Source organism: Amycolatopsis acidiphila (assembly GCF_021391495.1).
GTDB classification, from domain to species: domain Bacteria; phylum Actinomycetota; class Actinomycetes; order Mycobacteriales; family Pseudonocardiaceae; genus Amycolatopsis_E; species Amycolatopsis_E acidiphila.
The window spans coordinates 3778270-3802514 of record NZ_CP090063.1; the positions used below are offsets into that span (position 1 = coordinate 3778270).

The following is a 24245-nucleotide window of genomic DNA, read 5'->3' on the forward strand; positions in this document are numbered from 1 at the left end:
TTCGAGCCGGTGGCGATCGAGGTGTACCGGGGGATGTTCATCGATTTGGACTGTCTGGCGAGGACGGTGTTGTCGGTGGTGCCGCAGGCCAAGCGGGTGCTGGAGATTGGCTGTGGGGATGGGGCGATGGCGGCGGCGTTACGCCGTGTCCGTCCGGATGTCGAGCTGGTAGGACTGGATCCGGGGACGCCAGAACCGGGCCGCATGTTTGTTGGGGACCGGGCGGGGGTGACGTTTCGGGGGATCAGTACGGCGCAGTTGCTGGCGGAGGAGCCGGCACCGTTCGATCTGGTGGTGTTGTGCGATGTGCTGCACCATGTCGCGGAGTCCGAGCGGGAGCAGGTGCTGCGCGAAGCCGCCCAGCTCACGGCCGCTGGAGGGACGGTGGCGGTGAAGGAGTGGGAGCATCGTGGTGGCCCGGGCACGGCGGTGGCGTATTGCGCGGATCGGTATGTGTCGGGGGACGCGACGGTGCGGTTCATGCCGCGGGGTGAGTTGGACGGGATGCTGGCGGGCGCCCTGCCGGGGTGGGAGGTCACGTGTGAGGCGTGGATCCCGCCCCGGCGGGCGAACCGGTTGGTGACGTTGCGCCGCCTGGACTAGTGGTCTCGACCGTTAGTTTGTCGGGGGTTGCCAGGCTGTGGCGTCGTCGAGGTAGAGCCCGCAGGCACAGTCCAGGGCTTCTTCTGGAGTGCCGGCCGGGTATCCACTGGGAAGAATCGAGTTCTCGTAACCATCCCGGCTGGCCAGATATGCCGCGAACCCCCAGGTGGTGGCCGATCCGGCGTAGCGCAACCGACACAACGGCAACACCGTGCCGTCGGCAAGGTGACCACTGACGTAAGCAAACGCGCCGTGATGACGGGTGGTGATACTGGCCAGGGTCGGCCACCGGTCACGGGCTCGCGCTTGCAGGCGTTGACGCAGCGAGATCTTGGTTGACTCGGGCGGGGATGCCATGGCCACCATCCTGCCCGATACCGTCCCACCCCTACAGTTTGGCGTGCCTCTCACTTTCCGGACAGCGGACCTAGTACTCCAGCCGTAGATCGTGATGTTCATGGTTCTTGGGTGGATTGCCGCTGGTAGTGGGCCTGTCGGGCTCGGTGTTGATGTTGTCGGCGCCAGGCCGAGAAGCGTAGGTGGTGCGTGGTGCCTGTGATCAGCGTGGTGGTGATCGTGGCGAACAGGTGTTGGACTTCGTTGCAGGTCAAGGAAATCCAGCGGGTGGATGTTGGTGTCTGGGTGGGTTCGGTCGCGGCGAGGACGGTGAGGAACGCGTGCGCGAGCGTCGCCAGAACGGTCCAGCGATGCCATGAGAGCCAGCGGCGGACCTGGTGCTGGTCCAGGCCTGCCAGACCTTTGCCGGTTTGAACGGATTCTTCGACACGCCAGCGGGTTCCAGCCACGCGAACCAGAACGGGCAACGCGACGGGGGTGGGCGCGTAGCAGCGGTAGAACGCCAACTCTCTGGTGCGGCGGTTGCGTCGGATCAGCAGCCACCGATGCCCGCCCACCTCGGCGTCCTGATCAATGTCGACCAAAGCCCAGTCGTAGAAGCGGTGTCCCTTCGCCCCGGTACCGGCCGACAGGCGTTGCCACACATGTTTCGGTAGTCGGGTGGCCAACTCGTCCGGGCGGAACGTCCCCGCTCCGGTAGTGACGCGGCGGTCGCATCCGATGGCCAGCACATAGCCGACGCCACGGCGCTCCAGTTCCGCGCGCAGCGTGGGGTCGGCGCCGTAGACCTCGTCGCCGGTCACCCACGGCGCATCAACTCCGGCATCGAGGGCTCGGGCGATCATGGTGGTGGCCAGGGCGGGTTTGGTCGCGAACTGCATGTTCTCGCTGATCCCAGCCGCGGCGCAGCGTTCGCGGTCGCTCGTCCAGGACTTCGGCAGATACAAGGCCCGGTCGATAAACGCGTGCCCGGCCGTCGTGGCATACGTCAGATACACCGCGACCTGCGAGTTCTCGATCCGACCGGCGGTTCCGGTGTATTGACGTTGCACCCCAACGGTGCGCGTGCCCTTCTTCAAGTCTCCGGTCTCATCGACGATCAGGACTGCGTTCTGGCTGCCGAGGTGGTCGCAGACGTAGTCGCGCAGGTCGTCACGCACCGCGTCGGCATCCCACACCGCCCGCGCGAGCAGGTGCTGCAGGCCGTCTGGTGTCGCGTCTCCGACATGCTCGGCGATGGTCCAACAGTTCTTCCGCGGCAGCTCAGACACCAGACCCAGCAACAGTTTCTCCGCCCGACGACGGGGCTCGACCCGGCTGAAACGGCCCGCGATCCGCGCGGTCAGCTCATCGAACATCGCCTGCCAGCGAGCAGGGTTTATGCTGCGGCCCGCGGCCGCCAGCCGATCTTGGGAAGTCCACACAACCGACCATGATCAACTGGCGGCCGCACCCATCTCCGACACCCCCTCACCAGCACCGATCACGAAGTCCGGCTGGAGTACTAATAGGGTTCGATACGGAATGGAGGGTGATCGATGCCGGAGCGGCGCAGGAAGTTTTCTCCTGAGTTTCGGGATGAGGCAGTGAAGATGGCGGTGGGGAGTGATCGTCCGATTGCCCAGGTAGCTCGGGAATTGGGGATCAACCCGGGCACCCTGGGGAACTGGGTTGCGGCGTATCGGAAGGCGCATCCGGTCAAGGAGGAGCCATTGTCGGTTTCCGACCGGGCTCGGCTGCGGGAGCTGGAACGCGAGAACCGGAAACTCAAGATGAAGAATGATTTCCTGGGAAAAGCTGCGGCCTTCTTCGCCCAGGAGTATCGGTGAGCGCGAAGTTCGCGTTTATCGACGGCGAGAAGGACAACTACCCGATCAGCAAGATGTGCGTATGGCTGGACGTGTCCACCTCGGGTTACTACGAGTGGAAGGACCGGCCGGCCTCGCCGGCGACCCAGCGCCGCCGGGCTCGCCGCGACGATCACCGCGGTGTTCGAGGCCAACCATGGGACCTACGGCTACCGGCGCATCCACGCCGTGCTGCGACGCTCAGGCGAGCAGGTGTCCGGCGAGCTGGTCCGCCACCTCATGCGCCAGCTGGGCCTGGTGCCCTGCCAACCGCGGCCGTGGCGACCGGCCACCACCGAAGCAGACCTGGCACACCGCATCCCCGACCTGGTCTGCCGGGACTTCACGGCCGAGGCGCCCGGCACCAAGCTGGTCGGCGACATCACCTATCTCCCGACCGGCGAGGGCTGGGTCTACCTGGCCACGGTCATCGACTGCTACTCGAAAATGGTCATCGGCTGGTCCATGGCCGATCACTACAAAACCTCACTCATCACCACAGCTCTCGATTCCGCAGCCGGCACCGTCGACCTGCAGCCCGGATGCATCTTCCATTCCGATAGAGGCTCGAACTACACGTCTTACGAGTTCGCCTCCGAACTCGCCGGCCTCAATATTCGCCAATCAGTCGGCCGGACGGGAATTTGCTGGGATAACGCGATGGCCGAATCGTTCTTCGGCGCACTGAAGAACGAATGGGTCAGCCGCACGGTATTCACCACACGAGCCGAAGCCCGCCAGGAGGTTGTCAAATACATCGAGGGACTCTATAATCGGCAACGTCTCCACTCGGGACTCGGCTACCAGACCCCACTAGAGGTCCACAACGAGTATCTGAACCAACAGCTCGCAGCATGAAATAGCCACAATAAACCTGTCCGGAAAATTCGGGGCGCCTCAGGCGTGCAGCGCGAAAACTGTGGTGGTTCGGGATCCTGTGTGATTTCGTCATCGACCCGCCGTCGGCTGGCGGAACATGCTTGGACACAATCTATGACGACAATGGGAATTTTTGCGACAGCTTCTTCTATTGGGGTGCCTGGCCCAATTACGACGAAGAGCGGCGCCAGCTACGCAACCTGCAAAAAGGCGGCGGCTACGTCCAACTTCCGGGCGGCGGGTACGTTTTAACCAAGAACAAAAGGGCTGGAACAACCAATCACAAGGGGCGAGGGCCCGTCGACCCAGCGGCCGCAGCAAAAGCTGCAGAACAGGCCCGCGCTGAGCGTGTCCGTCGCGACGCGTTAACGCCACATGCCAGGCCTGCGAGTGCTCCAACGATCGCAGCCGACATCCAGGCACTCATCGACGCAGCGAACAATGAACCTGCGATTGACCTCGGCACGCTCGACCCAAGGTCCGTGAACGGTGGCGACGAGCCTTTTGTGCCTGGGACCGTCGACCCCGCTGCTTCATTGCCGAGCGCTTCTGTTGCCGCCTTAGTGGACACTGATGGCTACGTTGTTCTGTTCGGTCAGAAGCGCGCTGACCCCAATTTTTCGACAAAGCCCGGGGTGCCGGACTATTTGAAAGGGCGATCGATTGAGGACGTCGCGCGTGACCTGAGCGATGGAGAGTTGAGTACCGATCAGATCCGTATCGAAGTTTTTGAGTACAAGGGCGTGCTCGTCTCTACAAATACCCGAGGTCTCTCCGCGCTCAGTCGTGCTGAAAAGCGACCGACGAACGTTGTGTTCACAAGTTACGAAGATCTCAGCAGGAACACTCGAAACAGATTGAATGAGACGACCCTTCTGGGCGATTCGTTACCCAGTGCGAGGATACCTATCACACCTGATCGAGACAGTCCTGATATCCTGTACGTTGTTGAGGTGCCCTAGTGGGAGGCAGAATGGTATATCGAAAGTTGGAGGGTGATCATCTATATACTGGCTGGGACGACGCCCCCAGGTTTTCGATTGAAAATCGTGCGGCGGGAAATTCGACCGACATTACGGTCGAATATGTGTCGTCTGTGGGCGGGGCTCAGATCACGAAAATTAGATTCCCCGATGTCATAGAGTACCGGTGGGTGGATAGCGACTGGGACAGGGTTTGGCCACACGGGGAAGACCACGAGTTCTGGTTGATAGAAATTCTGGAGTCTGAATTCGTTTCTCGGGTAATCGACAGTAGTCCCTATAAAAGGAACGCAGCGGTTGGCCATAGGTTAGGTAATCTGCCGGAGACAGACGTCCATCACTATCGGCTCGATTTTGACAACCACGGAACTTATGACGTGGTCAGCCTCGAATGTGAAGTGTCGGTAATACGAAAGTTGGTGACATAGTACCTATGGGCAGTCGACGATCTGGCTGCGGGTGCTGGCGGTTGATGAGCCAGCGGCGGAGGTGGTGCGGCGGATCTTCGCCGAGTACCTGGGCGGGAAGGGGGACCGGGCGATCGCTAACGGCCTGAACCGGGACGGCATCCCGTGTCCGTCCGCGCGGCGGCCTGAACAGAACCGGCACCGGCTGGCGGATGGCTGGCAGGGGAGTTCGGTACGGGTGATCCTGGAGAACCCGAGGTACATGGGGTACGCGTTCTTCGGGCGGTGGGCTCGGCAAGAGATGTTGCTCGATCCGGAGGACGTGTCGGCCGGTCACGTGGTGCGGTTCCGCAGGGTGGTGGCGGAGAAGGTCGTGCGTTCGCGGACCCCTGCGCATCCTGCGATCGTTTCCGTTGAGGACTTCACCCAAGCTCAACTGCTGCGTCGTGCCCGGGCCGCGGGAGGGATGCGTGGCAGGGCGAAGCTGGAGCGGATCCGGACGCGTGGGACGCGTCCTTACGTTCTGCGGGGCCGCGTTAGGTGCGGGATCTGCACGCGGCGGCTGCAAGGCGCGGTGATCCGCAAGGAAGAGGTGTACTACCGCAGCATGGCCCGCACCCTCGCGCCGGGCTCGTCGGCGCTGGCTGGGCATCCCCGGACGGTAAACCTTCGCGAGTTCGATGTCTTTGACCTGCTGAACCGGTGGCTGGGCGACCTCTTCAAGCCCGAGAATGTGGACCGTACGGTGGCGGCTCTGGTCGCCTCTCAAGGGCAGGGCCGGACGGCAGCGGTGGAGACGATCAGGAAGAGGCTCAGTGACGCGGAGGCTCGGCTGCGGCGGCTGCAAGCCGCGATCGAGGCCGGGGTTGATCCTGCGGCACTCGTCGAGGCGATCAACGAGGCGCAGGCACAGCGAGCGGCTGCCCGTGCCGAGCTGGACGGGGTTGCGCCACCGACTGCGGTCAGTGAGGCCGAGGTGTATGCCATGATCGGCGCCCTGGGAGATGTGGCTGCGGCGCTCAAGCACGCGAAGCCAGAAGTCCTGGAGCAGCTTTACGACCGACTCAACGTAGAGCTGCTATACGAACCAAAGGGGCGCACCGTTCTTGCTTCGGTGACGCCCCGTGTGGTTAGCGAGTGTGTCCGAGGGGGGAGTTGCACACTATCCACACGGATCGGGCTGCCTGGCTGAGCCTCGGATCCGGCGGCGGATGCGTGTGCGAGTTCGAGCCCCCGGTGAGATTCCGGCAGCAATCACACCACGCGTCCTGCCTGACGGGCTGCTGATCCGGGTCGACGTGAGGCTTGTGATGGACCGTCGGCCACGGGGGAGCGCGCGGTGAGCACGATGCGCAGGTTCGAGCCCCCGGCAGGGCACGCAACAGATGGGAACAGCTCCGACCAGGGGTTTCTTCAGGGGACGTTTGGTCGTTGAGCACCGGGTATCGCTCGATCGGAGTAGCGGACCAGTCTCGACCAAGCTTGCCGGTGACGACGAGACGACGTTAGGGAGTCGCGCGTGATCTGGCGATCTCCCCTGCGTCGAGCCGTGTTCAGGCGGTCGACGCTCTGCAGCGGATCGCTCTGCAGGGCTTCCGAGATCAAGTTCAATACTAGCTCAGTTCGAACACGTCGTGCTGCGCGACGTGCCCGGCCGGACCTGCCGTTGTGAAGGCGGCACCGCCGGGTGCGTCACCACCCACGGCGGGGCCTTGACGCCTACCCTGTAAGGAGGGCGAGGACCAAATGAGCGACGCTACAGAAACCGCACGTTCAGGCGAGGCTGGGTTCCCGCCCATTGACGGAGTGGCTCAGCGTCCGACCGATCCGGCAACAGTTGTCCGCACTGTCACTGTGATCATGGGCGTTGTCGTCGCCCTCACCTTCATGTTTGGCTTCGGCAACGTCCTCAATCTGGCGCTCCGGCTTGGCGTGCCCGCCTGGGTTGCACCGCTCGTGGCGCCTGCGGTTGATCTCTCAATCGTTGGGCTGCTGCTCGGCACACGGCACCTGGCGCTCACCGGTGCTTCGCCGGAGGTATTGCGGCCTGCCTGCCGGCTGCTGATCTTCGCGAGCGTTGTCACGCTCGCGCTGAACGTGGCGGAGCCTTTGGTCGCGGGGCGAGTTTGGCAAGGCGGCGTTCGACGCGGTAGGGCCGCTCCTGTTGATCGGTTGGTCGGAGATCGGCCCCGGCCTCTTGCATGCGATGGGCGTCACGAGTCGTGTGCCTGTCGCACGCGAGCTCGATCGGTCTGAGCCAGCTGTCGATGCGGACTCGGATGATGGTGCGCCGGAAACGGGGCACGAACTCGACGAGGACGTCCTGTCGAAGGGTGAGGAGCGAGCAGTCGTTGGGCGCACGCCGGAGGCTCTCTTGGCTCAGGCCCGGCGAGAAGACGCGGTTCATCGTGAGGCTCACCAGAAGCCGATATCCGCTGACACGTTGCGCGTCCGACTCGGGGTTGGGGCCACTCGGGCCCGCCAGCTCGTCAAGATCGTCCGGTCCGAGTTCGAGGAGCAGATCGCCGTGCAGCGAGCCACGGGTGATGTGGTGAACGAAGAGGAGGAGGCAACCATGGCGGCATGAATCGATCGTGTAGGTGCCCCACCCGGACGCCGACGCTCTGGTGTGACGTCCGCCGCTGGCGATCACTGCCGTATCTCAGTATCTCGCTACCGGTGTCGTTACGCTGGACTGTTCTGGTGCGATTGTCGGGGGAGACCAGACGAGGGGGTTGCCGTGGGCAGGCGCAGGCTTCGACCACGAAGGCAGTGGCTGCTGGTCACCGGCCTGCTCGTAGTAGCGGTCATAGCGAGCGGGCTTGCCGTTGCCCAGAGATGGCCGGGCGCCGCGTGGTGGGTCGCGGGCGGGGCTGCGGGGTTAGCGGTGCTGGTGGCCGGCCTGGGTCCACTCTGGCAGCGTGGGCGCGAGCGGCGCGCAGCTGCGGCGTCTGCGGTTCGGCGAGGCGTGCGCGCCGTGGGCAGGACGGTGAGCGAGGTGAGCTTGGACGACCTGCGCGTGCACACCGCCGTCGTCGACGTCCCCTACCTGCCGCGGCCGACCAAGGAACGGGAGGTCTGCGAGCATCTGCGCGCGCGCCGGCCGGTGTTGATCGTGGGACCGTCCATGGTCGGAAAGACCCGGCTGGCTGCCGTCGCCGTCCGGCAGGTCCTTCCTGACACACCACTTCTGCTGCCGGACAGCCCGACCGCACTCGGCGACCTCGATAAGGCCGACATCACCCCGGATCAGCACGTGATCTGGCTAGATGACCTAGATCGATTCCTCATCAACGGCGGCCTGACTGCTGGGCTGATCCAACGGCTTCAGACATCGAACTGGATCGTCGCCACTCTGCGGGGTCACGAGTGGGACCGGCTTCAGCCCACCGACCAGCTGCGCTCGCCCGAATGGGACGTGCTCCGCCTCTTCCAGTTGGTGCTGCTCGACCGCGATCGGGACCGGCCCACCGACGAAGATCTGCGGTGTGCTGTGCCGGACGAGGACATTCGGGCACGGATCGCCCGGACTGGGATCGGCGAATACGTCGGCGCCGCCCAGCATGTCCGTGACCAGCTCACAGTCGCCGAAAGCGCCAACCCTCTCGGCTACGCCCTGGTCGCCGGCGTGGCCGACTGGTCGCGCATGGGCCTCACTCGCGCCGTCCCGGCGGAACTCCTACCCCGGCTCGCCAAGGCTCGACTGACCGGACGACGCCGCGACGAACTCGACAACGACGAGAAATACCGCGCGGCGCTCGACTGGGCCGCCCGGGAAATCAACCCGACCGTGTCACTGCTGGAGCCAGCTGACGGAACTTACCGCGTATATGACCTCGTGCTCGATCACCTCGCCACAGCAACCGACCGAACCGTCCCCGCCACCACCTGGCAACTAGCCATTGACGAAGCAGCAGCCGACGAACTGACCGCGGTCGGCTACCAAGCCGCGATGATCCACGAGCTCCCGGACATCGCAGGTGCCGCCTGGCAAAAGGCAGCTGATGCGGGCAACCTCGACGCGATGTCCAACCTGGGCGTCCTGCTGAAGGAGTGGGGCGACACAGTCGAGGCCGAGCGCTGGTGGCGCCAAGCAGCCAACGCCGGCCACTTGCTCGCCATGTCCAACCTGGGTGCCCTGCTACAGGAGCGGGGCGACATCGCCGAGGCCGAGCACTGGTACCGCCAAGCAGCCAACGCCGGCCACCTGTTCGCGATGCACAACCTGGGTGTCTTACTGCAGGAGCGGGGCGACATCGCCGAGGCCGAGCACTGGTACCGCCAAGCAGCCAACGCCGGCCACCTGTTCGCGATGCACAACCTGGGTGTCCTGCTGCAGGAGCGGGGCGACATCGCCGAGGCCGAGCACTGGTGCCACCAAGCAGCCAACGCCGGCCACCGTGACGCGATGTTCAATCTGGGTGTCCTGCTGCAGGAGCGGGGCGCCACAGTCGAGGCCGAGCACTGGTGGCGTCAGGCAGCCAACGCTGGCCAACCTGAGGCGATGCACAACCTGGGCGTCCTCCTGCACGAGCGGGGCGACACCGCCGAGGCCGAGCACTGGTGGTACCAAGCAGCGAATGTCAGCTAACCCCGCGCGGAGAACTCCCTCGACAGCGTTATGGCCGACGGCAACACCGGGCCACAAAGTGATGAGGATCCGAAAGCCAGCATGTAACGGCCCCGCATGACCTACGCGGCCAGCTTGTCCGCGACACCGTCAGGGCCGCACCAGCCTCGGTCACCCACGCGGGAGCTGTCGACGACCGCGGCTGGGGTGTCAGTCGGCCGATCAGGACTATCGTGAACATCGAGCCCCCGGAAGTCCCAAGCAGGACGGTCTCTTAAGGATGCAAGTCGGCGTCGGCCAGGGGACGTCCGCACCTGGCAGCGCGCGTGGACCTCAAGGCCGACCGCTCGGCCGGCCTGCTCCTGGTTCCCGGTGCCTTTCTCGAGGAGGGGCAGGACGTCGGGCGAGTGGCAGCCGAGCTGGCGCGCACGCTTCGCGACTTGGCGTCCTGGCTCGGCCTCCGGGACGTGGTGACGGGCGATCGGGGCGCGCTCAGTCAGCCGCTCGCCGCCGCGCTGGCACGGCTGTGACCTCCGGTCCGTCCTGACGGTCACCCGGGTGACCCGTTAGGTTGGGCGGATGATCGAACCGGCTGAAGAAGCGGTGCGCTGGGCGGAGGCTGCGGTCGCGCACCCCGTGGTGGACTGGACCGGGCTGCGTGAGGGCGGAGCCCCGTGGCGGTTGCGGTTCGGTAACGGCCGCGAGGCGGTGTTGCGCACCGGGGGCGCTTTCGACACCGAAGTGGTGGCGCTTCGGTTGGCCGGCGAACGCGGGCTTCCAGCGCCGCGCCTGCTGGCTGCGGGGGAGGGGATCATGTTGCTGTCGGTGGTGCATGGCGGCCGTCGCCGACGACTTCGATGGTTCCAGCGGTTTCGAGCATCGCGTAGTCCTCCGCGATGCGCTCGTGGTTGCCGGCTTCGCCGTCGCGGATGAGGACGTGCAGGAATGCGCCGGGGCTGTTGAGCTTCCACGACGCGAAGGTCGATGCGTAGATCATGCTGCCCACGAGCTGACGGATGTGGCCGGAGGGGTCGCGGGGGTCGGTACCGAACGGGTCTCGATGCAGGTGTGGCGTAAAGAGGAGCTTCTTATCGCTGGTGGCGACGACCTGGGACCGCTCGACCAACCCGGCGCTTACGGCGAAGTCGTTCCACCGCTGCTCGGTGCTCTTGACGTGCTCCTCCGGAATACCGGCGAGGCCATGACCTCCCCTGTCAGCGCACCGACTTCCCGCCGCACGCGCGCGTCCTCAGTACGGAGCGCGGCCGTCACCATCTCGGCGTCACCGACCCAGACGTTCGGATTGAAGACCGCCACGCGGCCGTCTTCGCTCTGCACCTCACGCACGAGGTTGACGGTGATCAAGCAGCTCAACGCTCGCTCGGCTGCCTCGTCCCCATGCCCAGAGCCGGCCTGCAGAGCTGCCTGACGCTCCAGCGGCTGGATCGAGGTCGCCAGCATGATCTCCAGCGCGGCGCGTTGTGTCGGCGTGGCGAGCAGCATTCCGAACAGCCGATCCGTCGCGCTCAACAGCTCGGCGCTTTGCGGGACGAAGGCCGACACGCTGGCCAGCCCTCCATCGGGTCGCCGGTCGCATTGAACCCAGCCCAGCTGTTCCAGCGTGGGCAGCACATACCGGTCAAGATCCAACGGCCCGATTTTCGCCTCGATGCCGATGGCGCGTACTCGATCGGCCGAGGAAACTTGGGCGTTACGCAGCCGCCATGCCATCTCGTAGACCTGCCCGGCAAACCGCAACGTCTCCAGTTCGGCGTGTACAGCCGACGGCGAGTAAGCGGTCAGGTGTCCAGAAAAACCCAAGATGAGCTGAGCGTCGCTGATCAAGAATCCCCCTGGACGTGATCCGTGAAGGCTGGACCCACCAGCGCAACGGGCAACCGCGCCTGTGCAGGCCCTGGCCCTGATCCTGCTTGTTTTCATCGTCGGGGTGGCGCTCTTGATCTAGTGCTGGTTTGATACCGCGAGCACGTCGACGTGTGCAAGTAGCCGGCGCGGGGTCAGAGCCGGGGTTTGACCCGTTGAAGTCTGCCTCCGGAGGGTGACCAACAGGCTTGACTAGCGTGTCTACCTGCGACTTTGTGTTCAGGAGTGACAGGTCCTGGGACTGAAATGACTCCTGTTGACGGCGTTTCGGTCCCACTGCCAGCTTCAGCGAAGCTAACTTTTCAGGCATCGGCGTGTCGGTATCCCGGGCGTGTCGTCAAGTGGTCCGCAGCGTCGTGGCGCAACACGGGAGGTGCGGGGTGCGTTCGGAGACCTCGGCCTGAGGGGTCGCGCCTGCCGCCGCACACCTGTCGTATAACGGGTCACGCTTCAGCAAACGGGAGTAACAGCGCGTGGTCTGTGGCGATATCTCTGATGCCTGTTTTGTCAGATGGTGGCTCCCAGGGGGACGCATGGACATTGTGGTGACGATCGAAGATGGCCAGCCCGATGAGCTTCGCAGGATCGAGACCGCGGTGCGCGATGAACTTCAGGAGCAGGGCGTGCAGGTCGACCGCGCCGTCACCGAGGTCGAACAAGGCGCGCTCGGCGCCCTGGAAGTACTCCAGTTCGTCGGGGAGAACGTGATGCTTCCGGTGCTCGTGCAGGCGCTCTACGACTACGTTGTAAAGCGGCTGCGCGAACCGGACGGCGACGCCCTCAAGATCCACGCCGCCAGGACCGACCTCCCCGACGGCACCCGCCGCTGCGAGCTTACCGTCGAAGGGGAAGCGAAGGAGGTAGCCGCGGCACTCGAGGAACTGCTGTGAATCCGGACGAGGAGAAGGCCGACCCGTCCCGTTCCAGCGCTCTCCTGATCGGTGGTAAGACCTATCAGGGCTCGAACCTGACTCCGGTCCCCGCGGTTGAGGACAACCTCGCCAAGCTGAAGGCAGCTTTCTCCGACTCCGAGTTGTGGGGACTACCGCGTACCCGGCTGACGGCTGAGATCGACCTGAAGCGCTCCGACATGCTCGACGCCATCGGGCTGCACTATCGGCTTTCCGAGCGCGGTGGCACCTTCGTCCTCTACTTCGTAGGCCATGCCCATTTCCACGACGGAATGCTTTATCTGGCGCCGTACGACACCGGAGATCGCGCCAATCCCGAGGCCTCGATGGTGCCGATGAGCGCGGTTTTCGCGGCAGTCGAACGGGAAGGCAAGCGAGCCGAACGGAAGCTGCTCATCCTCGACTGCTGCTATGCCGGGGGTGCCGTCCGTTCCGTTCCTGGAGAACCGAGTACTGCTGGTGCGGAACATGGCTGGTACGTCATGGCCGCGACGTCGGATAACGACATCGCATTCGCTGACTCCGGGCGCGAAACCACCTTTTTCACGGGGGCCCTGCTTAAGGCCTTCGAGGGGGTGGAGGCAACGCAGCCCAGCCTCTCCGCGAAGTGGGTGTTCGAGACCGTCAGCAAGGTCATCGAAGGTGTGGCGGAGCCGAAGTTCGCACCACAACCACACGAGTCACCGTTCACCTGGGCTGATCGCCCATGGCTACGTAACCGCCAGCACGTCCCCCCTTCCCGTGTCCCGTACGTCTTCCCGTCTTTGGCTGCCGAGACGATCACTGTTCGGCAACCTCTACCAAACGGCTTCCGACCGTGGCCCATCCCCGAGGTCAACTTCGTCGGCCGTACACAGGAATTGGAAGCGGCTCTGAGCCGCTTCCGCCAGCGTACCGTGCTTCCGGTCAACGGGCCCCGTTACGCCGGCAAGGCCGCGTTCGTCCGCCAGTTTCTGGCAACGTGCGGTGTCAAGGAAGCTGCTCCTACCGAGCAGCCGTGGCTGTTGCTGGAGATCACGATTGTCAACCGCAGTGCCGAATCCCCCGTCCTGGAGGCCCTCGCCTCTGCGCTGGAGATTCGGCTCCAAGACATCGACCAAAGCACAGAGGCCGACGGCGACCCGCGCCGCGAACTGGTTATCGACCGTCTCCGGGAACATGCACGTGGACGTACCCTGCTTCTCGTCATCGACTGCGGGCGTCTCGGGTACGACTCCGCGCACATCAGGAGCGAGCTCGACCAACTGCTCGCGCACGCATACTTCCGGGACACTGCCAACATCGTCATTTCGCGGGCCCCCCTCACCGTCCACGGCGACGAGCAGCTCGACCTGCAAGTCCCCATCCAGCTGAAGGAACTCGAGCAACGGGATGCCGCGGAGCTCCTCACCGCCCTTATTTCACAGGAACGTCAGACGGTCGACGGTGAGGATGTCCTGGGCCGCATCCAGGACCGCTGGATCAGGCTGCCGGGCGTACTGAAGAACAGTGTGTACGGCTATCTCAGCAGGGTCGGCGATGGCGTGACCACGCCCGACCCTGGGCATGTGGCGGCCGCCTTGATGGAGGGAACGACCCCCAGTGTGGCTAGGACGTTGAAGGAACTCGATTGCCGCCTGATCACCGGAACCGAAACACCTGTCACCCCGGAACCGCTCGCGATCCTCGCCGTCTGGGCTCTGTCCGATCAGCTTTCCGTGTCTCAGCATGTCCTTGAAGCCCCCTCCGTCGGCTTCCCGCACCGCACCTTGGCGCTGCTGGAGGACGCACGCGTCGTCTCGTCCACCGACTCGGGGGCGCTTACTCTCGGGCAGGCCAGCGAGCAGGCGCTGCGTTCCCTGGTCACTGCCCTGCTGACGCGCGGCGAGGCTGTGGAAGACCCGCTCGCACCGGTCATGCTCGATCCCGAGCTCCTCGACCACCTTTTTCCTGCCGAGCTGGACATCGCGGAGCTAGACCGGCGGTTCGCGATGGCCGCGACGTCGCTGCTGGTCACGGCGGCGGGGGCGCTGGACGTCGACACCGACAATGCGTCCGACGCCTTCGAGATGAAGCTTCGCTCGGCACTCGGGTGGATTGAGGACGAAGGCGGCGACCGGCTCCCGGCGCTGCACGACGTCATCTGCTCGCTCGTCGTGGCACCCGCCGGCGACGCGCCGTACCTGCCGGCGATGGCTGACCGCTTTGTGCAGGAGGCCGAAGAGCGTGCCGTGTCGGAGAGCCTGACCAACGCGCGGGCCGCCGACGACGCCACTCCCTTGGCTGGGCTCTATCGCCTCTACAACGCGCTGACCTCTCTGACTTTCGCAGCGCGCGTGGAAGGTGCGGCCGCCGAGAACAGTGCACGGTTCGTCGCGGCCGCCGAGGAGTTCTCCGCTGCGCTCGGCCAGTGCGACCCCGCGCAGGTCCAGCACACTCTGCTCCGCTCCGCTGACGCGTCATTGGCTGTCACCGGCAAACGGCTGCGGCTCAGGGCGCGCCTCATCGACGTCCGGCTGGCAGCTGTTGACGCACTGCTTCTCGGCGCCCGGCGGCCGGGCGGCGGACAGGCTGGCCGGATCACCCTGGCTGTTTCCTGGCTACTCAACACGGCCGACGCGCTGATCGACGCGGACCGCGGGCCCGAGGCCGAGCAGCTTGTTGCGACAGCTGCCGAGCTGGTCGCTGACGAGCTACCGCACGACGGTACTACGCGCAGCGTTTACTCGCGGCTTCAGCTCGGTAACCGGATCGCCCGAGTGCGCAGCCGCCTCTTGCCGGACCCTGCGGACGGCCGCCGCGAACTCGTTGAGGCGGTGCGGTTCGTGATAGCGGGACTGGAACTCGCGCATGAGGAAGGCGTATCACTAACGCCGTGGTCCATGCGTCTCTTCGAATCCGGCACCCTGCTGCTCCAGCAGAGCTCCACCGACGAAGAACTGGTCGAGGTCCGAGCCCTCGTGCTGGACTCGCTGGCGCGCTGCTGGGGCGACTGGCGTTCCTGGCCCTCAAGTATCTGCATTGCCTCGGCGCGCTTCCTCCGGAAGGTGCACGTGCGATGCGCGGACGTCCGGTTGAAACTCAGCGGGGCCAAGGAGGCCGTGGAGCTATTGGTTCACCATGCCCCCGGGAGAGACGAGCAAGCCGTAGCGACGGGTCAAGGCAATTCACAACCAAGGTTGGAGCCAAGAAGCGCCATCGCTTCACTGGACAAACGGGAGCACGCCAAGGTGCTGGCCGCCTTGGCGCAGGCGTACGGGTTCCTCGCCCGCGCCTGCCGGGACGACCAAGACTTTCCCGAGGCACGTGCCGCACTGACCAAAGCCGAGGAACATGCTCGTGCTGCGGTCGAACTCGCCCCGGCTGCCTTCTCGTACTCGGTCTGGCTCAGGCAGGTCCTCGACGTCCGGCGGTCGGCTCCGCGCACCGGGGCGGCCGGCGAGGCGGCCGAGAGGCAGCGCCGGGCCTGCGTCAAGGCGATCCGAAACTGGCTGAGGCAAGCAGATAGTCGCTCGCACGCCCACGCGGCGCTCGACCTCTCCTGCCTCGAGTCCGACTGGGCCGAGGAAGGTAGCTTGCGCGGTGCCGCGAAGAGGGCTGGGGAGGAGGACTTCCTCCGGCGACCCCCGGCCGTGCAGCGGGAGCGTATCGAGGCGCTGTACCGAGAGCGACGACAGAAGCTGCGGGCACATCGCTACCGTTATGGTCCGTCGATCGAACTGTGCGCTTTGGAGACGCGGTTGGAACGCGAGTATTGTCGCTGGACAGCCGTCCTTGGCTTCAAGCTGGCCAAGTGGGAGAAGAATCGACACACCGGCCCAGGCCCCACCACCAGGAGACCGCAGGTCGACAACACACCAGTCCTCGAGATCTTTCACGAGGCCTCGCGCCTCTGGCCGGAGGACGCCCGGCTGATCGCGGCCGAAGCGGGCTTCCGCCGCTACATCTGGGACTACGAGGAGGCCATCAACCTCTACGAGCGCCTTGCCCGAACCGCGCCGAACGGTGACATGGGGCGCGTCGCTTTGCTGTCCGCTGCGGAGGCGATGCTCGCCGAAGCAGAGTACGCTGACGCCGATCGACGGCCTGACAGGCACGACAGGCTCATCGACGCCAAAGATCATCTCAACACCGTTCTCAGCGGCAACCGCCGCATCTGGCTGGCTTTGGTCCTCAGCGGGCGGGTTGCCATCCGGCTGCGCGAACCACTGAACTGGGCGCCGATCGACAGCTCCTTTGAGGTCATCATCGGTGGGGACTACACGGGCACGGTCGGCCGCTTTCTAGACCGCCGCCGCTACGGGGAGGCCCGGAGCCTCGACACCATTGGCGACAGAATACGCAACAAGGGTGGTGACAAGCCGCCGGAACGGGCACGGCGCAACAAGCTACTTGACGACTTGCTCGACGGTGAAGCCGCAAGCGAGAGTGCCTCGGGGACTTCGAGCACTGACAGTGTCGCCTCTCCTCAGCTGAGCGCCTCGGACACGTACGTACGCGACGAGGACCTGGAACAGCTCACCCCGGATCTTCTCGGTGAACTGCTCCTCGCGGAATTCACGAGCGTGCCACTGCTGGAGGGGCTCGGAAAGCTCTATCTCGACCGGGCCATCGACCTGGCCAACCGGCATGGGGTTCTCCACGGGGTCGTGCCGCCACCCAATTCCAGCACCGCGGAGGAGGCCGCCGACCATGCTCGGCGTGCTTACGACTGCTTCGACGCGTGCCGCGTTCTGCAGGAGGCGCACGGAGCCGAGTCCATCGTGACCAAATTCGAGCGTGGACGTGCCATTACGCTGGCAGCGAAGTTCGTACACAATCCGAATCCCTTCCCGCAGTCCGTGCTGCAAGGCCGGGGAGAACAGATCAAACAGGCCGTCAACCTTCTGCTGGCGGCGCGAGAGCACAGTGTCGGCAAGTTCAACTCCGTGTGCTCCCGGGCGGTGGCGGAGAACAACGACCTGCAAGCACGGCTTGGCTTGCGGAAGCCTATCGGGGGCCAGGCCATGTATCCCATGTCATAGCCGATCGGTGATGGAAGCGATGATCAGGACGGCTTCCCGGTACCTGGTGGCCACTGCTCCAAGCTTTTGAGTCGGTTGATACGGCACGCCACCGACTGACACTGCTTATTACTCCAGTCGGACTTCGTGATCGGGGCTGGTGGGGGTGTCGGAGATGGGTGCGGCCGCCAGTTGATCATGATCGGTTGTGTGGACTAAACATGATCGCCTGGCGGTTGCGGGCCGGTACCAGGCGGCGATCGGATCGGGTGTCGACCCGGCGGCCCTGGTGGACGTCATCAGTCAGGCTCAAGCCGAACGTGCCGCCGCGAAGGCTGAACTCGGCAATGCACCGAAGGGGACGGCTGTGAGCGAAGCGGAGGTGTACGCGATGACCGATTCGCTCGGCGATCTCGGGACGATGCTGACCGAAGCGAAGCCCGTTGCTCTGGAGCGGCTCTACCGGGCGCTCAACCTGCAACTTCGCTACGCACCAAAAGAACTGGCCGTCTATGCGACGACCAGTCCCCGTGTAGGTGGTGTGCGTGTCCGAGGGGGGGATGTGTGCACTAACCACACGGCTTCACCTGCACTCGGGCGTTTTACGGTGGAAGTCGTACCGGTACGCACGTGTTGCGCGGTCGAGCCAGAATCCATGACAGCCAGCTGCGAGCCCGACATTCCGGCAGACGTGGCTGGGAAATGCCCTAGGCATCGACCTCGAATGCCGCCTCATACACTGGGCTGATTGAGATATCTTCGTACACGGTAGTTGGTCGTATGCGATTCCAGCGATGCCCAAGCATGAGTGCGAGACCCATGGGCGCCGCCATGAAGAGGTGAATACGTGACGCGGTGCGACTGGCGCGGCGTATCGCATCACGAATACCGATGGCGAGTGCGTTCGCTGTTGCGGCGTCGGGGATCGAATTGTCCGCAGTTCCCCCAGGCGGACGGAGAATCAGAAGGCGCTCGGCCGGGATCTCTTGCATCCGGAGGAATTCGACAACGTCCGCGGTCAGGTCGGCCGCGATCGCCACGCCGACCGCGAGATCGGGTCCTTGGTCCAGACGGATGTCATCTTCCATAGGACGCAGCGGGGTACCGTAGCGGTCGTTAGTGGACCATAACTGACCTCGCTGGAGTACGGCTAGGTCGGCCCCAGTGACCATCCGAAATGCGGTCCCAACGAGAAAGGCTGGCGCAAGCCTGATGCTTCCTGTGATGGCTACGGAGGGGGTGCCGCGAGGAAGCTGACCGGGGGCGGCCTCGATATCCCTCTGTAGTTGGTCCCAACCGGCGGGAGGGGCAGGGCGCCGTTTTGAGTAGGCGGTGTCTCCCTGGAAGCGGTCAGCCCAGTCGAGGGCATAGTCGGCTTCCTCGCGGAGTGGATCGGGCTTGAGAGTTGCGATCGACAGGATCGCCCGAGCTGGACCGGCCAGCAGGTCGAGCTTAGAGATTGCCTCGCGGACGATTTCGGCCGTGAGCTCGCGGTGCCCATCGCGCACCTGCTGACCGACCCAGGAAACTCCAGCGTTAACCGCCGCGTCGTCGTGTCGCAAGCCCGTCGCGGCCATGAGGTACTGCGTAAGCTCAAGTACGTGTGCAGGATCGCGAGCCAGGTCGAAGCGAAGGTCCTCGAAAACGCGAAGGAGAGTAATTTCGTCAACTCCAGCTGCTTGAGCCCAACGTCGGCGCGCTCGTCCGATTGTTGAACTCGGTCCTTTTTCTCCTGCTCTCGGCATCAAAAGCTGCGTTCGCGAATCGCGGAGTGCCAGTAGAGGGTCGTCGGGATCGGGTGCGCGATTGGTGATGAGGCTCATTTCGAAGGGTTCGTCGGTTTCGATAAGTCTGCGCCAAGCCGCGACGATCTTAGCGAGAAGAGGCTTTGCGTTCTTGGTGCTGGGTGTCAAAAGGTAGCTTTCATTGATGGGACTAGTGCTGTCAACGGTGTATTTGACCTGCGCAAAATGATGGGGTGGCCGGGTACGGTATCGAACAATGTCGTCCAGGTTGCCTACGCCGTCCACCTCGACGCCCACGCAGACAACGGGATTGAGGGAGTGCACATTGGCGTCTCGTAATATCTGTATGCAGCCCTGCCATGCCAACAGCCATTGGTATAGGTCGCCAGCAATACGCACCCCGCTTCGGCTAGGCGAGGGTAAGGAAGACATGTCAGCTTCTTTCCGTGATCTCGGGGATTTGTGAAATGTCGAGATTGTGACGTAGGGACAGGATCAAGTTTCGTCGAATGCGGTTAGGTTCTTCACGTGAACAGGCGCGGCCATGAGTCGCCCGGTTGTACAGACCCAGCCAACGAGATGTGTAGTAAGCGATCCGGGCGATAGTCGTCCGACGATCAACGCGATGAAAACATTGAATTCAAGTTCGGGATCGCAAAGTAGGGTGCGATAGGTTTGAAAGTCACGGTCGCTGGGGATGGGCTGCGCGCTCGGATGGGTATGCCATTCGCCGATCCAGATGCTGCGGTCGAGGTCGTACACATAGTCTGCGAGTTTCTGCGCATATGTGCGGTCGCGCATGAAAGAGTCTGAAGTGCGGATGGCTGCGGGGCCAGGTCCACCGACGTGCCGAACATCCGCATGATCGCTGGTTACACTGCCAAGCAAAATTCCGCCGGTTTCGCACCCATCGTTGTCGTCATCGACGACGCGGAGGATCGTCGTCACCGCCGCTGTGTGGAGGTTGATGCTTCGGACACGGGTGCGGTAGTCCGGGCTCATGCTGGCTCACAGGTGGGGCAACCGGGTCTCGGTGGAGTATGCGGTAACCACCGGGTCTCGCCGTTGCGTGTCAGATCGAAAGGAGGTGCCCATCCGATCTCCGGGCGAAGCGCAAGCAGTAAGTGTTCACCGGGCAACTTCTGGTCGGTGTGCCCGCGGCGTTCGAGGACCGTCGCCACAGCAGTTTTCGCCGCGAGCCGTCCAAGCAGATGCAGGTCTCCGCCGACTGCGGTCATCGGTCGGTGGGTGGTGCCGGTTCCGTAGCCGGCGTCCAATCCGGGTTCCGGATCGATACCGCCTTTGTCAGCTAGCGTCGCTCGGCGGCAGACGAGGCAACCATGATCGTGCCAGGGTCGCAACCTGATAACTTCGCCGAAGCTGCCATCCGCTAGCACGCAAGCGAGGACCGCGTCCTTCTTCGCGCGCCTGGCGAGATGACTCACGACCCTCCGAGCCGCGACACCGTCCGCCGCACAAAGGACGAGGTCGACAGAAAGTAGTAATCCCCGTACGAGGTGAGCGCTCTCGATGACATCCCAAGGATGTGTTTCGACAACGGTATCGGCGCGTAGGGCAGCCAACTGCTGCTTGATTACATCAACTTTGAGTCGCCCCACGCCCTCCGGCGGACCGACGTGGCGAACCAAATTGTGGGCAAGCAGCCTATCCGGATCGAGTAGTCTCAAGGTGCCGACGCCGTACTCTGCCAAGGCATGCGCGGCCGCCCCGCCGATGCTGCCGAGCCCTATCACCAGCACTGAAATCTCCGACATCGTCTTGGTTGGCCAAGTCGCTGAGAGCTGCGCCATCCCGACTTTCGATGACTGGACCTCGACGGCGACCGGTGTCACTCCTTCGGCAGTGACCAACCATGCCGCGAATTCCGTGATATCGACGTCCGGGAACTTGGCAGGCGCGTCCGGCGAGAATGTCAATGCCAGGTAGGACCCAGTGGAAGGCGGGTTCCGCCAACCTCCAGCTATGCAATTCTTAAACGCTTCAAGCTGGCATGCCTTGTTCAGTCGACGCGCATTCCACCACATGGCGTGCAAGTCCGGATCGGCTCGATACCATAGTTGCCCCGAGCAGGTATCGCCGCTACATAGAAAGTGGTTTTTTGGTTCGAGTGGCGTCGGTATGACCGGGCCATTACCGATCGATAAGGCGATGATGGCGCCCACGTTGTCGGCGTCGGAAATGCGGTATGTAATTTTCCCCCATGATCCGCCATTGCGAATACGGCTCGCGGCGTTATGGGGTACCAGTAAGAGAAGTCTTTTCACTACTTGTTCCAGTTGGATGTCAGCTGAGCTGCTTGTTCAATCAGGTGGTCTCGCGACGGATCAGACACAATGCCGTTGATTGTCATCGCGTTGACGAGCCCACTCTTCACTAGAGCGTATTCGACCCTCCATCCGGCAGCTTTCATGAGCAAGTCAACGATAGATTCACGACCGGTCCAGGTGTAATCGTCCTGGAGGAGACACAGGCTCCCGTCGCCCATAACGTGGAAGCGTGTCTGCGTGTACTCAATGAGATCCGGCTCGGGCGATAGAGGGTAAATCGCGGGGGGAACCATCGGGTACGCCTGGCTGTACCTGACGATCACGGGCATCCCATCCTTGCCGAGCAGTTGACGCAGGCTTGCTGGCTCGGGCCGCGCAAATGGCCACAGTGGAAGTCGGCCTTCCCAGCGGCCCGCATCTTGCGGGATCCACTTCAGGTCTGAGCAGCACTCGGCGATCTCGCCTTTGTCTCGCTCCAGGCGCCGAGGCTCGCATTCCCACCACATCTCCGGCTTATGTCTCGCCGCAACAACTTCACTCATCCCTGAGGTGCGTCCTTGACTACCCTCGGGGTGACTACAGCTGCTGACGCGGCGGCACCTACGTGATTTTCTGAAGATGATTCTGGAAAATCGTCGCCGAAGATATCGCGCCAGTACATTCCGGCCTCGTCGGTCTTGCCATCAGCAGCCGCAGCACATGCCAGCTCGGCGAGATTCCGCGCTTCCTCCAGTGCGGTGCGAAGAATTGAGATGTCAAGATCTGGTTGAATGGGGCCGCAGCGCTTGGCGGGGTCTTCAACGCCGTAGCCGACTTCAACGGCGCTTGAGGTAAAGAAGGACTTTAACGCATTCTGCCGATTTCCCTCGGTCGGGAGGCACTGGAGCGCGAGTACCTCGATCACGAGAGACTTCACCTTTGTCGGCACCCCGAGGCGCCAATGTTTAAGCACGCGGACCAACGGTCGAAAGAACGCCCACTTGCGCTGTTGCGCAGCCACTTCCTTGATTAAGTACTCGGGGTCGGCCGTATTCCACTGCTTGTTCCGTTTGCTCGGGAGCAAGAGAGTTTCGTCCGGCTGGCGGAGCACCGGCATGACGTCGACGGTGAATGCGTCGTCTTGCTCCGGTGGGTCGATGAAGCACTTGACTGCTCTGTCACGCGGCTTCGCCAATCGAACGAGCTGATCGACACGCCCGTCGGCCATACCGAGCAGTGCCTTCACTCGGTCCTGTGCATGGCCCAGCGCGTCTTCTGCCGACGTACCTGGCGCCCCCCATCCAGGGTGTTTGTCCCCGTCGAAGACAACGATTAGATCGACGTCGTGCACAGGTCTGAGCTGGGTGCTGCGGGCCAAGGAGCCCGAGCCGAAGACTTCCAAGACGTCATCCTCGCCTTTGAACGCCTTTTTAAAGATGTCGCGGCGGTCGCGGGCGAGCGTGACCTGGTCGATGTCAGCGTTCACGTTGCGCTGTAGTTCGTCGAAAGCGTTCGTCAAGTCCATGGAGCATCCTCGATCGTCGGTAGGTAGCAACTGCCGGAGCGGCGTCGTATGTCAGGGACAACACTGTCCCGAGGATGAAGCACGTTCCGGACGAGTTGGCTCACCATACGACGGGGCACCGACATTTCTGGCACGCGGCACGGACGCAAAGAGCGCCGGGCCTCTACCGCCGGGTATCCCGTCCTGGCTATCCCGGGCGAAGGACGGCGGAACGGGACAGGACCCCGGGTCGCTGACCGGCCAATACGACGCGCTTTCGGTGTTGGGGGCGGGTAACCTGGTAGCTGTCCCAACCCTTCGCCCGGAGGGCATGCGGGGCAGGCAACCAGGAACCATTCCGGTTGTTGGGGACGGGCTGACTCCGGCCGGTACCGGCTGGAGTCAGAGATGATCCAAGCGACTCCATCGCTCACGATCGCGGCCCCAGCGGGCCCCACCCCCTCGGAGGTTCGCACCGGGCCGCTTAAGTGGCCCTGTTCATCGGATGAAACTGGGGAGCGGCGCCGACGAAAGGAAGTGGATCCGCCGCCCACAGCCGTGTGACGCGGACCGGCCGCCGTCTAATTGATAACTGCGGCCATATCGAGCACGCCAGACGACGCATCGAGGCCAGGGTGTCTTGCAGGGCCACGACGTGGCCCGCCAAGCGGAGTGCGCCGGGGCGGGTGGTCTGCATCCATTCGACCGAGTCTGAGCCGGTGCGGGTGTGGACGGTGCCAGCGCGGACAGCAGGTCGCGCCGGGAGCGCCAGGCCGCCCAGTTCTGGAAGGCCCCGGCGACGGACCACCCACGCTCGCGCGGCGACAACAGCACCTGCTCGTCGGTGACTTTCAGCAGGTACGACCACCCACGCTCGCGCGGGGACAACCCGGCGCGCCGCAGCCCGCTGTGGCGACGCCGGCGACCACCCACGCTCGCGCGGGGACAACGCTTCTTGAACAGGGCGTTTGTGAATCAAAACGATGTTACTGTGGCGGGAGGCCTTTGCGAAAGGTTTCAGTCGTGGCCGTGCCGGTGGCGATGCACCCTTCGCGCGCTGCTTCATTCGGAACCCGCAGCCGTTGGGTGACGGCGACGATGACGGGCCGGACGGCGGCTTCGACTCGCTGGTGTCGATGTAGGGCACGTCCGCGAAGACGGAGATGCCGGCTTCGAGGAGGTGGCAGGCGATCCGGGCAGCCTGGTCGATGGCGAGCCTGCCGTCGTCGATGCGCCCCGCCAGCGGAATGAGTTCGGCGTCGATGGCTTGATCAATACGGCGGAGCTGGTGGGTGGCGTCGTTCAC

General features: G+C 64.0%; 19 protein-coding genes and 2 pseudogenes. 12 read left to right on the plus strand and 9 right to left on the minus strand.

Translation table 11 applies throughout. The features are described from left to right. Positions 1-9: 9 nt before the first annotated feature. Together LWP59_RS40365 and LWP59_RS41060 are read left to right on the plus strand one after the other, a co-directional pair. On the plus strand, positions 10-603 hold the full coding sequence (locus tag LWP59_RS40365; protein ID WP_144645142.1) for a class I SAM-dependent methyltransferase: 594 nt from the start codon (positions 10-12) through the stop codon (positions 601-603). Between the two features lie 27 nt (positions 604-630). Then, the gene (locus tag LWP59_RS41060) at positions 631-942 is read left to right on the plus strand and encodes a polysaccharide lyase beta-sandwich domain-containing protein (protein WP_222425736.1); all 312 of its coding nucleotides are present in this window, start codon (positions 631-633) and stop codon (positions 940-942) included. A gap of 116 nt (positions 943-1058) precedes the next feature. Here LWP59_RS41060 and LWP59_RS18420 read toward each other — a convergent pair whose 3' ends face one another. After that, positions 1059-2318 carry an IS701 family transposase gene (locus LWP59_RS18420; protein ID WP_233921981.1) on the minus strand — a complete coding sequence of 420 codons (1260 nt, stop codon included), beginning with the start codon at positions 2316-2318 and terminating at the stop codon, positions 1059-1061. A gap of 180 nt (positions 2319-2498) precedes the next feature. Between LWP59_RS18420 and LWP59_RS40370 the strand changes: the two genes are divergently transcribed. From LWP59_RS40370 to LWP59_RS18450, 7 genes and pseudogenes are all read left to right on the plus strand, one after another. Then, positions 2499-2789, plus strand: a complete 291-nt coding sequence (locus LWP59_RS40370; RefSeq protein ID WP_267903860.1) for a transposase — start codon at positions 2499-2501, stop codon at positions 2787-2789. Positions 2790-2879: 90 nt separating this feature from the next. Next, positions 2880-3665 (plus strand): annotated as a pseudogene (locus LWP59_RS18425) (IS3 family transposase); the annotation flags it as partial. Positions 3666-3787: 122 nt separating this feature from the next. Beyond that, complete coding sequence (locus tag LWP59_RS18430; RefSeq protein WP_144641768.1) at positions 3788-4648, plus strand: hypothetical protein; 861 nt, start codon at positions 3788-3790, stop codon at positions 4646-4648. Between the two features lie 480 nt (positions 4649-5128). After that, on the plus strand, positions 5129-6268 hold the full coding sequence (locus LWP59_RS18435; RefSeq protein ID WP_229857556.1) for a recombinase family protein: 1140 nt from the start codon (positions 5129-5131) through the stop codon (positions 6266-6268). A 668-nt stretch (positions 6269-6936) separates the two neighbouring features. Beyond that, positions 6937-7663: pseudogene (locus LWP59_RS41065) on the plus strand (hypothetical protein). Between the two features lie 411 nt (positions 7664-8074). Then, positions 8075-9667, plus strand: coding sequence for a tetratricopeptide repeat protein (locus LWP59_RS18445; protein WP_144641770.1), 1593 nt, complete (start codon positions 8075-8077; stop codon positions 9665-9667). A gap of 305 nt (positions 9668-9972) precedes the next feature. After that, on the plus strand, positions 9973-10176 hold the full coding sequence (locus LWP59_RS18450) for a hypothetical protein (protein WP_144641771.1): 204 nt from the start codon (positions 9973-9975) through the stop codon (positions 10174-10176). A 281-nt stretch (positions 10177-10457) separates the two neighbouring features. Here LWP59_RS18450 and LWP59_RS18455 read toward each other — a convergent pair whose 3' ends face one another. Both LWP59_RS18455 and LWP59_RS18460 read right to left on the minus strand, forming a co-directional pair. Continuing rightward, entirely contained in the window at positions 10458-10772 is a 315-nt protein-coding gene (locus LWP59_RS18455) for a hypothetical protein (protein ID WP_222425619.1), read from the minus strand. Positions 10773-10780: 8 nt separating this feature from the next. Then, entirely contained in the window at positions 10781-11491 is a 711-nt protein-coding gene (locus tag LWP59_RS18460) for a hypothetical protein (protein ID WP_144641772.1), read from the minus strand. 572 nt (positions 11492-12063) lie between these two features. Between LWP59_RS18460 and LWP59_RS18465 the strand changes: the two genes are divergently transcribed. The 3 genes from LWP59_RS18465 (at position 12064) to LWP59_RS18475 (ending at position 18171) form a co-directional block, all read left to right on the plus strand. Continuing rightward, the gene (locus LWP59_RS18465) at positions 12064-12420 is read left to right on the plus strand and encodes a hypothetical protein (protein ID WP_144641773.1); all 357 of its coding nucleotides are present in this window, start codon (positions 12064-12066) and stop codon (positions 12418-12420) included. Then, positions 12417-17444: a caspase family protein gene (locus tag LWP59_RS18470; RefSeq protein WP_144641774.1), complete on the plus strand. Its 5028-nt coding sequence runs from the start codon at positions 12417-12419 to the stop codon at positions 17442-17444. Before LWP59_RS18465 ends, LWP59_RS18470 begins: the two co-directional genes overlap by 4 nt. A 187-nt stretch (positions 17445-17631) precedes the next feature. Continuing rightward, positions 17632-18171: a hypothetical protein gene (locus LWP59_RS18475; RefSeq protein ID WP_144641775.1), complete on the plus strand. Its 540-nt coding sequence runs from the start codon at positions 17632-17634 to the stop codon at positions 18169-18171. Here LWP59_RS18475 and LWP59_RS18480 read toward each other — a convergent pair. From LWP59_RS18480 to LWP59_RS41070, 6 genes are all read right to left on the minus strand, one after another. Continuing rightward, entirely contained in the window at positions 18131-19465 is a 1335-nt protein-coding gene (locus LWP59_RS18480; RefSeq protein WP_229857554.1) for an SAVED domain-containing protein, read from the minus strand. The two genes, LWP59_RS18475 and LWP59_RS18480, sit on opposite strands and share 41 nt — an antisense overlap. Before the next feature lie 198 nt (positions 19466-19663). After that, positions 19664-20170 (minus strand): Mov34/MPN/PAD-1 family protein, encoded by a 507-nt coding sequence (locus LWP59_RS18485; RefSeq protein WP_144641777.1) that lies wholly within the window; start codon positions 20168-20170, stop codon positions 19664-19666. Further along, the gene (locus LWP59_RS18490) at positions 20167-21351 is read right to left on the minus strand and encodes a ThiF family adenylyltransferase (protein WP_222425620.1); all 1185 of its coding nucleotides are present in this window, start codon (positions 21349-21351) and stop codon (positions 20167-20169) included. Before LWP59_RS18490 ends, LWP59_RS18485 begins: the two co-directional genes overlap by 4 nt. Positions 21352-21452: 101 nt before the next feature. After that, positions 21453-21998: a ubiquitin-conjugating enzyme family protein gene (locus LWP59_RS18495; protein ID WP_144641779.1), complete on the minus strand. Its 546-nt coding sequence runs from the start codon at positions 21996-21998 to the stop codon at positions 21453-21455. Then, a complete protein-coding gene (locus tag LWP59_RS18500; protein WP_144641780.1) occupies positions 21995-22960 on the minus strand; it encodes an SMODS domain-containing nucleotidyltransferase in 966 nt (321 codons plus the stop codon). The genes LWP59_RS18495 and LWP59_RS18500 overlap by 4 nt, the downstream gene beginning before the upstream one ends. A gap of 463 nt (positions 22961-23423) precedes the next feature. Beyond that, complete coding sequence (locus LWP59_RS41070; RefSeq protein ID WP_407653124.1) at positions 23424-24245, minus strand: hypothetical protein; 822 nt, start codon at positions 24243-24245, stop codon at positions 23424-23426.